At 66.9% G+C, this 14,521-nt stretch carries 16 protein-coding genes; 6 read left to right on the top strand and 10 right to left on the bottom strand.

Annotation, left to right across the window (positions count from 1 at the left end; genetic code table 11):
• Window positions 1-23: 23 nt before the first annotated feature.
• From KZ829_RS06950 to KZ829_RS06940, 3 genes are all read right to left on the bottom strand, one after another.
• Complete coding sequence (locus KZ829_RS06950; RefSeq protein ID WP_308285366.1) at window positions 24-368, bottom strand: ArsR/SmtB family transcription factor; 345 nt, start codon at window positions 366-368, stop codon at window positions 24-26.
• A gap of 246 nt (window positions 369-614) precedes the next feature.
• Entirely contained in the window at window positions 615-1,136 is a 522-nt protein-coding gene (locus KZ829_RS06945) for a DUF4262 domain-containing protein (protein WP_220143014.1), read from the bottom strand.
• A gap of 603 nt (window positions 1,137-1,739) precedes the next feature.
• Entirely contained in the window at window positions 1,740-2,627 is an 888-nt protein-coding gene (locus KZ829_RS06940; protein WP_220143013.1) for an alpha/beta fold hydrolase, read from the bottom strand.
• A gap of 430 nt (window positions 2,628-3,057) precedes the next feature.
• Here KZ829_RS06940 and KZ829_RS06935 point away from each other — a divergent pair, with 430 nt between their 5' ends.
• Window positions 3,058-3,777, top strand: a complete 720-nt coding sequence (locus KZ829_RS06935) for a DUF6348 family protein (protein WP_220143012.1) — start codon at window positions 3,058-3,060, stop codon at window positions 3,775-3,777.
• Between the two features lie 53 nt (window positions 3,778-3,830).
• On the opposite strand, the gene KZ829_RS06930 is transcribed toward KZ829_RS06935, so the two are convergent.
• Window positions 3,831-4,091 (bottom strand): hypothetical protein, encoded by a 261-nt coding sequence (locus KZ829_RS06930; RefSeq protein WP_220143011.1) that lies wholly within the window; start codon window positions 4,089-4,091, stop codon window positions 3,831-3,833.
• Between KZ829_RS06930 and KZ829_RS06925 the strand changes: the two genes are divergently transcribed.
• The 3 genes from KZ829_RS06925 to KZ829_RS06915 all read left to right on the top strand — a co-directional run bounded on the left by KZ829_RS06925 (window position 4,091) and on the right by KZ829_RS06915 (window position 6,418).
• Window positions 4,091-5,005 (top strand): immunity 26/phosphotriesterase HocA family protein, encoded by a 915-nt coding sequence (locus KZ829_RS06925; protein WP_220143010.1) that lies wholly within the window; start codon window positions 4,091-4,093, stop codon window positions 5,003-5,005. The two genes, KZ829_RS06930 and KZ829_RS06925, sit on opposite strands and share 1 nt — an antisense overlap.
• Before the next feature lie 163 nt (window positions 5,006-5,168).
• Window positions 5,169-5,720 (top strand): GNAT family N-acetyltransferase, encoded by a 552-nt coding sequence (locus KZ829_RS06920; protein ID WP_220143009.1) that lies wholly within the window; start codon window positions 5,169-5,171, stop codon window positions 5,718-5,720.
• Window positions 5,721-5,896: 176 nt separating this feature from the next.
• A complete protein-coding gene (locus KZ829_RS06915; protein WP_220143008.1) occupies window positions 5,897-6,418 on the top strand; it encodes a hypothetical protein in 522 nt (173 codons plus the stop codon).
• A gap of 323 nt (window positions 6,419-6,741) precedes the next feature.
• Here KZ829_RS06915 and KZ829_RS06910 read toward each other — a convergent pair whose 3' ends face one another.
• From KZ829_RS06910 to KZ829_RS06895, 5 genes are all read right to left on the bottom strand, one after another.
• Window positions 6,742-7,842, bottom strand: a complete 1,101-nt coding sequence (locus tag KZ829_RS06910; RefSeq protein ID WP_220143007.1) for a hypothetical protein — start codon at window positions 7,840-7,842, stop codon at window positions 6,742-6,744.
• Between the two features lie 94 nt (window positions 7,843-7,936).
• Entirely contained in the window at window positions 7,937-8,071 is a 135-nt protein-coding gene (locus tag KZ829_RS43850) for a hypothetical protein (RefSeq protein WP_281428050.1), read from the bottom strand.
• 422 nt (window positions 8,072-8,493) lie between these two features.
• Window positions 8,494-8,805, bottom strand: coding sequence for a hypothetical protein (locus KZ829_RS06905; RefSeq protein WP_220143006.1), 312 nt, complete (start codon window positions 8,803-8,805; stop codon window positions 8,494-8,496).
• A gap of 102 nt (window positions 8,806-8,907) precedes the next feature.
• A complete protein-coding gene (locus KZ829_RS06900; RefSeq protein ID WP_220143005.1) occupies window positions 8,908-10,359 on the bottom strand; it encodes a Fic family protein in 1,452 nt (483 codons plus the stop codon).
• Window positions 10,360-10,556: 197 nt separating this feature from the next.
• Window positions 10,557-11,330 carry a maleylpyruvate isomerase family mycothiol-dependent enzyme gene (locus tag KZ829_RS06895; RefSeq protein WP_220143004.1) on the bottom strand — a complete coding sequence of 258 codons (774 nt, stop codon included), beginning with the start codon at window positions 11,328-11,330 and terminating at the stop codon, window positions 10,557-10,559.
• Between the two features lie 404 nt (window positions 11,331-11,734).
• Here KZ829_RS06895 and KZ829_RS06890 point away from each other — a divergent pair, with 404 nt between their 5' ends.
• Together KZ829_RS06890 and KZ829_RS06885 are read left to right on the top strand one after the other, a co-directional pair.
• On the top strand, window positions 11,735-12,898 hold the full coding sequence (locus KZ829_RS06890) for an IS110 family RNA-guided transposase (RefSeq protein ID WP_220142910.1): 1,164 nt from the start codon (window positions 11,735-11,737) through the stop codon (window positions 12,896-12,898).
• Window positions 12,899-13,081: 183 nt separating this feature from the next.
• Window positions 13,082-13,915 (top strand): hypothetical protein, encoded by an 834-nt coding sequence (locus KZ829_RS06885; RefSeq protein ID WP_220143003.1) that lies wholly within the window; start codon window positions 13,082-13,084, stop codon window positions 13,913-13,915.
• A 177-nt stretch (window positions 13,916-14,092) separates the two neighbouring features.
• Here the strand turns inward: KZ829_RS06885 and KZ829_RS06880 are convergent, their stop codons facing one another.
• Complete coding sequence (locus KZ829_RS06880; protein WP_220143002.1) at window positions 14,093-14,464, bottom strand: iron chaperone; 372 nt, start codon at window positions 14,462-14,464, stop codon at window positions 14,093-14,095.
• Window positions 14,465-14,521 lie beyond the last annotated feature (57 nt).

The raw sequence follows: 14,521 nt of genomic DNA, 5'->3' as shown, positions 1-14,521 counted from the left end.
ATGGTGTGTCCAAACCGTCACTCTCACGGCGGCATCGTTCGTACGGCACCGCCGCCGGCATTGGCCAGGATCGCCGGCAGCAATCCGGGAAAGCGCTGCTCCACCTCACGTGTACGCAGCTCGCAGCACCGGAACCGGCCGGCCTGGCTCACCCGTACGAGACCGGCGGTGGTGAGAGTCCTCAGGTGATGGGAGAGGGTCTGACCGGTCACCGGCACATCGAACGCGCCCCGCACCACTCCCCCGGCGGCCGCCAGTTGCCGGACGACCTCCAGCCGCACCGGGTCGCCGAGGGCATCGAGCACCCTGCCGAGGTCGACGTCACCGAGGTCGGGATGTGCCCAGCCCCGCGGCCGCCGTCTCTGCACGCCGTATCTCATCCTGTGACCCGCTCTCTCGCTGACCGTCCTTACCGGATGAGTCGCTTCGGCGGAGCGTTCGGTTCCCGGCTGGGTCGATGGGCCGGCGCTGCCGGACGAGCCCTGGGATCAGGTCGAGTCTTCCCGGGCCCTCCGACCGGCCTCGGGCGAGGTGACGACCGAGCGCGGCAAGTAAGGCCCGCACGGGCCGACCGGTTCCAGTCGATCGGCTCCAGCCCGTACGCCTACCTCGGTTCAGACGTCTTGGGTCCAGACACCTTGCACGTGCGCGGCGGGTGCGAGCCAGAGGTGTGGCTGGGCCAGGCTTCCCGTGTCCCAGGGGAAAGCACCGTCGCGGTCCGGCCAGACGACTTCGAGAATCGGAACGGGCGGGCGCCGGTAGAACCAGATGGCCTGGCCGAAGAAGGCCCGATACCAGGTCGGCTCGACGGTCCTCAGGCGCACCGGGTAACCGTTGACGACATCGTCATGGGACTGGCCGTCGGCAAGGCCGTCCCGTTGGCCAAGGATGTTCAGACAAGACTGCATGACACGAAGGTCGAGTCCGAACATGGCCAGTTCGGGCCCGCCGCGGCTGTGCCAACGGCCGATCGTGTACGACCAGCCCGGCCCCTGCTCATCCGCGGGAACACCAGTGACGCTCCACCCGAACTCGTTGACATTGCCGATCACGCCATCGTCGGCCGCATCGTAGTCATCGCGATCGCCGTAGTCGTGACAGATGATGCAGCGGCAGATCCGCGAAGCCTCGAACACACGCCGAGGGTATGCGATGACCCTGTCAGCGGCAGCATTGGTGCTACGGTCAGTGACGGCAGACTCAGCCGGGCGCATGTCCAGCGGCAGATGCGGATGGCCGCTTGCCGCAGAGCGAACCGAGCTGTACCCGTGGTGCCGCAGTCACACACCGGGTACTGCGGGTCCTGGATCCACTCCGGCCGGCCGCCCGCCTTGGTGCCGTCGGCGGCGCTGAGGTGCGCGAAGTACCTCCACCCGCGCTCCTGCGCCCACGCCTCTACCCGATCGCGCAGGCCGTCATCGAGTTCCCAGGCGTCGGGCAGTTCCCGGACCCGCTCGGGACTCGGCGCGCAGGCCACCGGCACGTGATCGTCCTCGACGGCCTCGTCGTCCGGCGGCTCCGGATTATCGAGCAGTTCGCCGATCGCGGCCTCCGCGCGCCACCGCACGAGCGGCAGCGGCCGGCAGTCGTCGTCGTGCAGCGCCGGGCACCACAGCAACTGGAAGACGTCCGCTGTCGCCGTTTCTGGCCGCGACTTGGTACGACGCCACCGCATCGGGCCTTGATCTGCCGTTCAAGCGCTGTTCGGCGGTGTCTGCGGGCCAGGCGCGCGAGCGAGCTCAAACAGGTGCGGGTAGGTCGGCGAAGACGGTGTCCCAGTGGGCGAAGGTTGTGGTGCCGTGGCCGGCGTTCGGAGAGGTCACGAAGGTGGGGTTGGGAAGGTGCGCGGCCAGCCAGCGGCCGTTGGCTTCGGGAACCAGGCTGTCGCGGTCGCCGTAGTAGAGGTGAACCGGACAGCGCACCGCGGTGACGTCGATGTCCCAGGGGCCGCCCCAGGCCAGGTTGTCCCGGGCGTACCCGTCGGCGTTGCTGAGTGCCTCGCGCATGTCGACGGCCCAGCAGCGGCGGACCTCGGGGGTGAGCCAGGTGAGTTCGGTTGCCGGGATGCCGCCGAAGTAGGCGTCGACCATCGCATCGTCGTCGGCGATGTCGAGCAGTGCCATATCGGGGGCCAGGTCGGACCGGAAGCCGGCGAGTGCGGCGTCAAGGTCGCCGGCGTCGGCCAGCGCGAGCAGGTCACGTTCGTGGTCGTCGGGATCGTCGGGTAGGGCGAGTCGCCACGGTCCGATGCCGCCGACAATGGCTACCGCGGTGACCCGTTCGGGCGCGGCCAGGGCGGTGGCAAGAGCGTAGGGTCCGCCGCCGGAGAGCCCGGCGGCGCCGAACCTGGTTACTTCCAGGGCGTCGGCGATCGCGATCGTGTCGACGCCGACCGAGGCGAGGCTCGGCGAGGTGTTCGATGTGCGGCCGTAGCCTGGCCGATTGAAGGAGATCAGGCGGATTCCATGGTCGCGTGCGGCATCGCTGAACGGCGTCGCCTGGTGTCGTGAGCTGGGCGTGCCGTGGTGAAAGAGCACCGGCCGCCCACCGGGGTCGCCACCCTCCAGCACCGGCACCTGCCGTCCATCCGCGAGGGTGATGATGCGTTCCCGTGTCTCGGCTGTCATGCCCGCAATCTAGATCAACAAGTCTGAGAGCCGCTCCGAGGAGGATCCAGAAGATGTGGAACTCGTCGACCTTCCCGGCTGGGCTTGGGCGTTGAGCGGCGGGCAGGCTCCCAACGAACTCGTGATCGCCCTCGACAGGATGTGATGCGGCCGGTCCCCGGCCTGACCTGCCGCACAGCCAGGCGGCATGCCGGCGTGCGCCGCCCGGTGACCTCTCTGCGATCGGAGAGTCCCGAAGTCCCGGTCCCAGTTACGCAGCGTATGGGCGGTCACTGCCTTCTCCTCTTTATGTAGTTGTGTGAGCAGGAAGGCCTCGCGCCGCTGAGGATCCGATCGAAGCGGGGGAACTCACACCGAGACAACGCCGGCTGACAGCCACTGCGGCAACCGCCGCGGGTCGTTGAGAATCATGGCGGTAGCCTCACCCACCATGATCGACCCGCAGGCGTCGCAGGCCCTCTCGCCGCGACGCGTCCTGGAGATTGCCGCGCCGATGCTTGCCGAGCTGGGTGGCACGTGGCGACTGACCGACCGCAGTCGCTGGTGGCCCGGCCGCCGCCGCGCACCGATGCTGCGCTCGGGATCCCTGGGCGTCCGTGTTCTTCCCCCGCACAGCGACGACCACCGCCACTTCGACCTGGAAATCCTGCTGAACGCGAACCTGTTCTACGTGCCGAAGCTCGTCGACTGCACGGTGGGCCTCGCCGACGATCCGGTCGAGGCGGCCCACCAGGCGATCCAGGCCTGGATCGATACCAGCCTCGTGACAGTGCTGGAGATGATCGAGCAGAAAGGCCGGTTAGCGACCCACTTCTCTTCCAGCGATGAGGGTGGATTCGCTGGCTGGCACGCGATCGTTGGCGGCGTGACCGGCTGGTCCGTTGACGGCTCCCACGCAAAGCAGGAATGGTTCGCCGAAACGATGCCGTGGTCGGAACTCGCGCCGGTCATCACGGCCGGCCTCGACCGGCGGTTCCTCAACGGTGTCCGGATGCTGGTGGGCCAGGGCGGAGACTTCACGGAATGCGAGATCCGGATCAATGGCCGGCGGCACGAAGCGTCCAGTGCGGCGCTCGCGGCCCTGGATTGGCCGCGAACCGATGGTTTCGAGCTCGCCCGCACCTTCATCCTCCTGGTCGGCCGGGACTAGGCCATCCACCACCACCCGCCTGGCAGACCCCTGACCCGACTCAAGGCCCCAGATCAGCTCAGCATCTCGCTGATCGCGGCTACGTGAGGGCGTTGACCGGCCGTCGGCACATCATGCGAGTACGTGAAACGATCGGTCAGGTTGAAGGCGACATCCCGTTCAGCGGTCTTGTGGAGAATCCGCTCGACCCGATCGAACATCAACGGGCCATCGCGGCCCGACGTAGCAACCTCGGACGGTCCGGCCAGGTTTCTGCTGCTCGGGTAAAGTTCCGCAGGCCGTTGCGGCAAGATCGGCAAGGGATACTGAGGCAATGACATACCCTGTCGGGGTTCCGGCCGCTGCTTTGGCGTCGTTGGCCAACCTGATCGATGAGTTCGAGGACGAACTTGGTGAAGGTCCGCCGACGCTGGGCGAGTTCCTCGACATCCTCGATGACTCGGTCCCGGCTGGCGAGGCGATGATCGGGCGGTTCGAACGTCCTCGTTTCGCGGCGACGCTGGCAGGCGGTCGCCGCTACCGTAGGCCCGGAGTTTCCCGGGCCGCTGATCTCAACGACGCGGTGTACGTCGAGGCGAACGGGCTTCTTGCGGCGCTGGCCGACGCCGCGTACGCCGGCACCGGCCAGCGGGTCACGCTCGGCGTGCTGGCGGCGGGCATCGCGGCGGCGGTTCGTGCCGGCCATACACAATTCGCCGACGCCGCAGCGCGCGATGTCGTCGGTGTCACTGCGCGTGGGCGACGGATTCGCGTGCGGGCCGAGCCGGGCGACGTCATCGCGATTCCCGCGGATTCGGGTGAGTACTACCACCTCGTCGTTGCCCTCAACAGTGACAGCACTTTCGGGCTGAGCGTGGGGGCCCTCGTGGGCCGAGTAGCCGGGCCGACGCTCGACCATCTTGCCGCTGAGCCTGTGGCCCTGCCGTACGGGCAGTACATCGACCAGGATCTGATCTCGAATGAGACCTGGCCGATCGTGGGGAGGCGAGATGACTTACGCGCGTTGTGGCCTGCTGTGACGGAGGTCTACTACAACTGGCACGAGCCCGAGCCCGGATCTTTCGCGAGCGCCGGCGAACCGCCGGGCAACACTACGCGGCTCGTTCTCGACGCAGAGGAAGCACGCACAGTCGGCATCTTGGACGGCTCGTACTCCCAATGCTGGTACCCCGCGAGCTATGTGAAGTTCCTCGACCAGCGAAACCCGGAACACCACCAAACGTCCTGATCAACTGCGCTCTCCTCAGCGCGACCGAATCCCAGCCGCCCTACCCAAAGCCTCCGCTAGCGCCAACGCCCGATCGGCGGCAGTAGAGGATGTCGGATGAGGCGAGTCCATCTGAGCACAATGCTGTTGATCGACGTTGCCGCCTTCGGGATCATGAACCCTCATGCTGCCCACCGAAATACCCACCCTGCCCCTCGGGCCAATTCAGCTGCGCCCATTTCGGGAGACGGATGCCGAGGTCGTCATGTCGGCGGCCACCGATCCGCTGATTCCCTTGATCACCACGGTCCCGGACAGCGGCCGTCGGACCGATGCCCTAGCCTTCATCAAGCGCCAGCAGGAACGCCTTCCCTCGGGCATCGGGTACTCGTTCGCGATAGCCGAAACCGCCCGGGACGAGGCTGTTGGCCAGATTGGCCTGTGGCTGCACGACTATCGACACGGCCGAGCCAGCATCGGCTACTGGCTCGCACCGCAGCATCGCGGACATGGCTACGCGTCGGCTGCGTTACGCGCCTTGACCCGATGGGCCCGCACCCTTCCCGACATCGCGCGCCTCGAACTCTACGTCGAGCCCTGGAACGAGGCCTCCTGGCAAACGGCCGAGCGCGCCGACTTTCGGCGTGAGGGCCTCCTTCGCAGCTGGCAGCCCGTAGGGCACGAACGCCGAGACATGTACATGTACAGCCTCCTGGCCACCGACGCTACGGCCTGAGCCCGCAACTGGTTGCCACCCGGCCCCGCACCCCTCGGCGGCAGAACAAGGCGTCGCCATACGTACATCGGACGCATGGTTCAGGTCGAAAACTCGTCGGCGACTCAGGCTGGAGTCGGCGACAATGCGGATGCCGAGACGACGAATATTCGAGAGGTACCGGAGCGGGCCAACGGGTGGGCTGGAACAAATGGCCGGTGATGGTCAGTACCGTCCAACTCGGCGGCGACCAGTACCGCGTCGTCCGCCCTGCCAGGGCGCCGAAGTTCGCCGGACTCTATGAGGGTCGTCTCGGCGCTCAGTTCTGCCTCGACAAGGCAACGGCGATGTTGTTCGCCCAGGCTTGGGGCCTGGCTGCCCGATCGCCGCATACGATCGTCTATCTGCCGCTGCGCCATGCGGAACTTCCCGACCAGCATGTCGGCGGTCGCACGCTCGATCTGGTGCTGTTGCACCACCGCCTCGCATTCCCGCCGTCGAGATGGAAGCAGGTCCGTGCCAGGTTGGGGAATGGCCAGGCGCACACCGTAGTGCTCCCCAGCGACGCCTGGCCGTCCCGGCCAGTCGCAGACCACCGGCGAACCTGGCATCGGGAGTTCCGAGATCATCTTCGATGGAATACAGCCGCTGACAGCACGGTCGGCGGCAGATCCGGATGGCCGCACCCCATGGACATCCTCGATCTGACGGTTTTCTAGGAGATGACGGCGGACGGTTCGTGGTGGTCCGCGACGGTCTACTGGTCGCCGGATGACGACGAGCCGCGCCGGTAACACCCCCTGAGCTGCATGTTGTCAGCGGCATGAGAGTAACTTCGGCGCGTGACGGACGACATCACGCTGCGGCTCGACCGGGGGTTCCGCAGAGGACCTCTACGCGATGTTGTATGAGGTCGGTGAGCGTGTTGCAGCCGGCTCGCCAATAGCCTTGCCGACCACTGATGAGGTCGAGCGACTGGGAAGCTTCCTGCGGGATCTCGGCCATCGTCTGGGCCGCGCCTGCTCGCCGAACTGCGACCACGTCACCGTCCGGCCGGGAACGGAAACCGGCTGCGAAGGCCGGTGAGCAGGTCGTGTGCCTGACCGTCGCAGGTCGCCTCCGCGTGGCTGAACGCGTCCACGACGGCCTCCAGCGGATCGTCGTTCACTGCGGCGAAGAGTGCCGGAACGGCGAACGACGGCCGGTGCCTGGCTCCTTGCGACGCATCGAACGGCACCGGACCGGACCCGTTGAATCCGGTCCACAGCAGCGGGAACAGCGCTTCCGGGGAAGTGAACGGTTCCGGTAGCGGCTCACCGAGGTCCATGGCGGTCAGCGCCGGACGGACCCAGCCGATATCGTCCATTCCGGCGACCTCGAAAGCTCGGCGGGCCAGCCACCGGGCTGCGGCCCGCTGCACCGCGGGATCCCATCCGTCGAACACGTCCAGCAGGTCCCGATGATCCTGCGCCACACCCAGCACGTTCCCGCGCAGCTGCCGCAGCCGATCCGACGGCGGCCGGTCGCCCCACGCCCAAGCGTCGTACCAGTCTTCCTGGCCGTCTTCGCCCCAGCCGTCCTGACCGTCGTCGTCGCCGTTCTCGCCGGTGTCGCCGGCGTGCTCGGCCGCCGGTGATGTTTCCCGGGCGACACCGTGCCAGTACGCGGCGATGGCGCTGGTCTGCCGCACGATAGTCTCCGCCGCTTCCTCGTCGGGCCACAGCTGCAGCAGATACCGGTCCACGGTCGGTTCCTCGGACATCACCGTGTCAGCGTCCCGGGCGGCGTCCATCCCGGCGGCGCAGTACCGCGCGCGCAGCAGGCCGGTGCCGGGTAGCCGGACGTCGAACGAGTCCTGAAACGATCGGACGCACATGTCCACCGACGGCGGGGTGAACGGCACGTCGACGATCTCCTCCCAGTCGGCGCCGGGTTCCGATGGCGTGGCGTGCCACTCGATACGTAGCGGCACCCGGCCGGTATGCAACCCGGTGATCATCGACAGGACGCCGGGTGTCGCAGCGCCAGCGAGCCCGTTCTGCTGACCCGCCCACGTGTTACCCAGGTCCGGATACTCGTCACCCCAAGTCAGGAACATGAACCCGTAGTGCACCGGCACGTCAGCGTCGAACAACACGATCATGACCTGATCGTGCCGGAGCGTGCCCGGCCGCGTACAGGCATCATCTGTACCGGCCTCCGCCCTGAGCCCTGACCCGCGGTTCCGAACCTGCCGGTCACAGCCGTTCCATGGGCAACAGCCAGTCCCAACGCCGGCCTTCATCACTTTCGAAAAGCTCTACCAGTTGCTCGTCGACCGCAGGAGCGATGTCGAAATGCGATGAGCGGCCCACGCCTCCCAACACACTCATATCGGCACGGTCGGACGCCGAGAATATCGAAGGTCGGCTACGGTCAGTGACGGGCTGGCACGGTGTCTGGCGCGCACGGACTACGGCACGAGATTGCACCATGGCCCTGCCGCCACGAACACCGTCCCGTTTGAGCTTGACGTGGGTGCGCCCGGCATCCGAGGGACCCAGCACGCACCGGAAAGCAACGGCTGCCTCCCCGTATATCTGGGGGTGGTTTCCGGCTAGAACCGGTGACCAACCCGAAGACCGGGCTTCGTCGAGGGCCAGGGGCAACCCCTGCCAGCGCCGGGCGCGCCACAAGACGGCCTGCTTACGCATTCTTGGACTTTGGGACACCGTCTGGTTGAGCACAAACCACCGTTACCAGGCGCCCGATCAGCGGCATGAGTACGCACACTGCCCATCCGGGCAATGGGCCATCAGGAATGGACGTCTGGGTCAAGCACGAGCACTGCCATGTCCAGCAGCCGCTGATAGTAGCTGGCCTCATAATCGGCAAGCTCCGGGATCACTCGGTTCAGGTCTTGCTCGCACGCCGCGAGAATATTCCACCGCCGATCATCGATGTCTCCGTCGTTGTTCAGCCAGATCATGATGCAGCCCGCCACATCGGAATCCAGCATCACCATCTCGACGCCGACAACGTCTTCTCCTCTCAGCCGGCTAGGAAAAGCAGCTTCCCTGTGCGTCTTCCATAGTTCGATCACGGCCGCGACGCGGTCGCCTGGCATGCGAGATAGCACTCCGTTCCACAAGTTGATTCACGAGGGTAACGCCGTCTATCCGACAGTTCAGGACAAGGCTTGTTTCTCGGGTCCGGCGAACAGAGCTCTTCAGCACGGTCCCGGCTGTGCACGGATAGCTTGTGACCGACGGGTCTGCTTGATGAGCAGGGCGACGAACCTGGCCAGCCCTTCACCGGCGCGTGGGTCGGATGCCGGCCAGCGGGTCATCAGCAGCGACGCGGCCCGGTCCAGTACCACTTCTTCGCGCGCGAGCACGAAGTACAGTGCGAGCGCCGCCGATCGCGCGTTGCCGTCGGCGAAGGGGTGGAAGTGCAGCACGTCGAGGTACACCCGCGCGGCTCGAGAAGGCAGCGGTACCGTCGGGGCGGTCGCTTCGGCGAGACACGCCTCGAACGCGTCCGGTAGCTCATCGCGGTATGCGTACCGCTCCCGGCCGGCCCGCGCCCAGGCGGATGTCGTGCGAAACGGTGCGGCGGCCACCGCGAGCACCTCGCACTGCCACGTCTCGAGACGCGCAAACGTAAGCGGGCCGCCCTCGGCGGCATCCGCGCGCACCAGTTCCAACGCGGCCAGAGCGCTTCCGGCACCGTACTTCCGTCGCGCCAGGTGCTCAGCGATGCCGTCGCGTGCGGCGCACACCGGACCGGAGACGTGCTCAACCGCGTGCTCCCATCGAGCCGCCTGCCGAACCTGGCGCCAGACCTCGAGAGCGTCGGGCACCGCCGGTGGCGTGACCCGCGGCGCCCGGGCGGCGGTGGGCAGCTCCGTGCTACGCCAGCTGGGCCAGTCTCGCGGCCAAGTGTCGGGCCACACGTCGTCCGGTGGCGCTGTGACGCCGGTGAGCATCGCCGCCAAGGACTCTGCGGCGTCGGCCACCTCAGCACCCAGCGGGGAGACGAAGCTCCAGAACCGCCCGCCGATCGCCGCGTCGACGAGCGCCTCGTGGTCCTCGCCCGGCACCTCCGCAACCGCCAGGAACCACTTCAGGGCCAAAACGCAGACCGGGTGCCAGAGCTCGTCCGCGCCGGACCGCGCCGCCACCGTGGCGACCAGGGAGGCAACCGTTGCCTCCCATGCGACGAAGGCCGCGCGAGGTTCGGCGGGCAGCGGCAGATGCCGCGTGAACAGCTCGGCCAGGTCTTCCAGGAATATCCGCCAGTGCAGCAGCGCCCCGGCGACGGCATCGAGCGTCTCCTCCGGCGTCGTGATCGAATCCCGAGCGCCGCTCCACCGCAGCATCATCGCGCCGTCGGCCGTCAGGCCGGCCATCTCGGCGAGCCAGCCGCAGGCCCAGAAGCCGTAGTGCTCGACAAGGGCAACGGTCATCGCCCGCTGCCATTCCCAGCGCGCCTGGTCCGCGACGTGATCGAAGCCCCGGGTCGGGTCGTATCGGAAGGGCGCCGGCACGCCGCCCGCCGGAGCCACCGCTCGCACGACGTCGAGCACGGTGTCCGGATCGAACGGATGCCGATCGGGGTCGACGTCCGCCCAGGTGAGAGCATCGATGCGCAGCCGCGGGTGGTAAGGCTCGATCGTCATCGTCGGCAATCGACGCCACGGCCCCGGCAAGGATGGTGACCTATTTATCGGGCCGAAGGCGACGCGATCTCATCACCGATCCGTGCATCGGATCAAGGCAGCGATCAGCGCTCCATGCGCGGTACGTTGAGCGCGGTGAGGTCCTGACACACGTCGTCGAATGCCTGAACAGGCGGCCTACTTGGCGCAGTCGGCGGTTAGAATCTGCTATTCGACCACCAATGCGCGAAGATCTTCCGATCGCCGCTGATCTCAACGTCAGCCGTTTCCACCGGAAGCCGCCGATTGAGCAAGAGCAACAGTTGCAGGGCCGGCCCACGTACCGTGACGTGCGCCGTCTCATGGCCGTGCCGCCAAGTGACACCGGCCGGGCTGCGGATGATCGACCACTCGCCGCTCGACCCGAGGTCGGTATCTGTCGCGATGAACTGCAGCGACTCGCCCGCTCCTACCAAGCCAGCGAAAGGGCTCGGCACACCGATGTCCGGCCGGGAAAGTGCCGCGGCCGTGTCCAGCACGTCGGATACGCCATCAGCCGCGAGGTCCGCGGCCAGGTCGCCTGTGGCGCCCAGAGCCAGTTCGGCGTCGAAGCGATGCACTACCTCGTCGTGGAGTAACCTCCGCAGCCAGAAGCCCGCCGACCGGTCCCGCTGCCATGTCCATACCGGCTGCTGCGCTCCCACCACCCGCACCGCATCAGCGAGCATCCGCGCGCCCGCCGTCAGCCACTCGCTTCGCTCATCCGGGTCCGCAGGCACGACTACCTCCTGCATGGCGATTGGCTCCGGCAAGCGCCGCCGGATGATCTCGGCCGCCCACCGGTGCCCGCGGCCGACATGCTCGACCATCTGCTCCAATGTCCAGTCCGGGCAGGTGGGAATCGGAAGCTGGCCGTCCGCCTCGTGCGCCAAATTGGCCAATCTGACCGTCTCGGATTCGAGCTCCAGGAAGTATCGGTTCAACTCAAGCACGAGAACCGACTTTATGCTGAGGAACGCGCAGCTCACATGGGCTTTCTGGTCGAGTGCGGCCCATCGCCTCATCGACTACGATGAAGGTGGCCTGAACGGTGGAGGCTGCAGCCCTTTCGCAAGTCGGCGCCCCCGTTGAGAGCCGCTCTCTTCTTTTCAAACCAACGCACTCTCATCGGCTACTTATCTACTGGTGGTACGACCGCTGCCCGGCCAGGCATGGTCGAGGTGACCGGCGGTGACGCTCTCACATCGGCTGCCCACCGTAAGTAATTGGTGTGGCTCTCATTTGGCATGCGCCCTGCCGGTCACCGCGGCGCGGAGAGGCTCCAGAGGGGTATGCCCAGCTCAAAGTAGCGCTGCCCTCCCGCCGACACCAGGTCGGAGCAGGGAGGACGAGACAGATGCCCAACGTCGTCATCGGAGTGGACCCGCACAAGCGATCAGCAACGATCGAGGTCATCGACCAGCGCGAACGCGTGCTCGCAGGCGACCGATTCAGCACTGATCACGACGGCTACAAGGCGATGCTCGCCGCTGGCCGCAAGCACAGCGATCGGATCTGGGCCGTCGAGGGCTGCAACGGCATCGGCCGGCACGTCGCCCAGCGGTTGCTCGCCGACGGCGAGACCGTCGTGGACGTGCCGACGAAGCTGTCCGCGCGAGCACGGGTATTCGCTACCGGCCAGGGCCGCAAGACCGACCCGGTCGACGCTCACAGCGTCGCCGTAGCTGCTCTACGCACGCCCGGTCTGCGGCAGGTCCAGGCCGATGACACCACGGTCGCGTTGCGGCTGCTGGTCGACCGCCGCGACCAGCTCGGCCGCGGCCGCACCGAGATCGTGTCCCGGCTGCACCACCTGCTGCTCGAACTCATCCCCGGCGGAGCGAAGAAGTTCCTGTCGGCCCAGCAGGCCCGCGCTCTGCTGAACACGGTCCGGCCGAGGGACGTGGTCGGCAAGACCCGCCGCTGGCTAGCGTCCGAGCTGATCCACGAGCTGACAGTCATCGACAAGAAGATCAAGATTGCCAACACCGAACTTACCGACCTGATCGATTCCACTGGCAGCACGCTGCAGGAACTGACCGGGATCGGCCCGTCCGGCGCCGCCCGGCTGATCGGCGACATCGGCGACATCACCCGCTTCGCCAGCCGCGCCCACTTCGCCTCCTGGAACGGCACCGCACCGCTGGACGCCTCCTCCGGCGACCAGAACCGCCACCGGCTGTCACGAGCCGGGAACCGGCGCATCAACCGCGTCCTGCACATCATGGCCGTCGTCCAGCTGCGCCGTGACACCGAAGGCCGCCGCTATTACCGGCGCAAACTCGCTGCCGGGAAGACCTCGATGGAGGCGATGCGAGCACTGAAACGCCGCCTGTCCGACATCGTCTACAAGCGGATGGTCGCCGACGCCAGACGGCTGGAGACGGGCCCGGGCGGACACGTGGGGGCGACTCTGCAATCCAGCGCGGCCGACCTCAACCCCATGATCGACACTTCGGAGAAGTCACTACCCGGACCCGCCGAAACCCACCTTAGAGCAGACCTCTCCGCCGCCTCTTGACACAGAGGGGTGCCATGAGCGGCCCTCGGTTGGTCCTCAGTAGCCGTGACGCTGTGTAGCGAACGGATCGCGGCAATGAGTTGAGGCGGTCTTGAGGTGCACGATCCGTCGGATATGCCTTCTCGATGGCAGAGTGAGCGGTTGCCGCTATCGGCTGTTCGCCTACACCTGTAAGCCGGTCAGGTGGATCTACAACGGCGCGAATGCATTGACGTCCGGTTACGGCATCGGCGCACTAAACGCGCCGTAACGGATCAACGCAACCCGCGCTACCATCCCGATCAACCGTGCCGGGCCGATCAAAGGAACGACATGACTTTCCACAATGCGGGCCCGGCACGTCCTGAGCCGGCGAGCCCGGACGAGTCACCGGCCGGCATGCAGCCCGGTGCCGGCCTGACGATGCGCCGTCGATTCCTGATATCCGCAGGTGTTGTCCTCACGGCCATCACCGGTGTTACCGCGGCGCACGCCGCGACGGCCGCGGTCAGCGAGCCGACTCTCGAGCAGCCCGATGCCGCCGCGACGAGCTTCGACGCGGCGTTCTGGCACCTCCAGGACCAGCTCGTCGATCTGAGGGGCTGGACCGAAGGCCTGCCGGGTATCAAGACCAGCGGCTACGTCACCAGTATCAACAACGAGCCGGTCGACGGCTCCGTCGTCCTGGTGTGGCACGGGCCGCCCGACCCGGTACAACGGCAGATCATCGACGAGGCCAGGCGCCGGCACATCCCCATCTCCGTCCAGCAGCGCAAACACAGCATGGCTGACCTCGAACGGGCCGCCGACCAGATCTTCGCCATCGAGTCGGGTACCGGCGAGTTCCACAACTTCAAGATCAGCGGAGCCGCCTCCTTCAGCATCGACTTCGACGGCGTCACCGTGATAGGCCAATACATTCATCCGCCGGCCGAAGGCACCGCGGCCGCGGACACCGCGCTCACCCGGGCCCTAACCGCGAGAACCGGCGTAGCGGTCACGATCGAACACGGCGAACTCGTGGCCCATCGCAGGTGACTACAGCGGGGGCCGGCAAGCATAGATAGAGGGCCAAGCACGCGTTCTCTGCGGCAGATGCGTGCGCCTCCCTGACCTTGGGGTTGATGTGCGGCCCGGCGGCGAATCTGTGCGTCGTACGGCTCCTGCACGTTCGGTTTCGACAGGTGGAAGCGATCTCACCAATACACGACACGGTCACATCCACAGCACGCCATCGTCCTCGTGCTCGCGTACGCGAAACGCGATCATCCGGCGCAACAGATCGCCCGGCACAGGTTGGCCGTATGGGAGTTTGACCGTGCCCTTACCGGTTACAAAACCGGCGAGCTGGGCATCGAAACCCTCGCGAGTGCTGGGCGTGAACGCGACGCTTGCGTGTCTAGCGTGACCACTGACCATGAAGAGGATCGTTCCGGAGGGGTGCACCCACGCCGGATAACCCCACTTGATCGCCTCGCTCGCCTCCGGAACCGCCTCGTGGGCCAGTGCCCGCAGCTGCTCAAGCAGCTCGCGGCCCGGTCCGGTGAAGCCGTCGATGTACTCGTCGACCGTCTGAGGTCTGGCCATGGCGCCAGTGTGGCACGCCCTGCCCGGCTCAGCGCCCGCAGTGAGTGAGGCGTGCCG

It is taken from the genome of Actinoplanes hulinensis (assembly GCF_019429605.1).
Classification (GTDB): Bacteria; Actinomycetota; Actinomycetes; order Mycobacteriales; family Micromonosporaceae; genus Actinoplanes; species Actinoplanes campanulatus.
The sequence above is the reverse complement of the archived record's forward strand: the minus strand, read 5'-3'. Positions and strand labels throughout refer to the sequence as shown.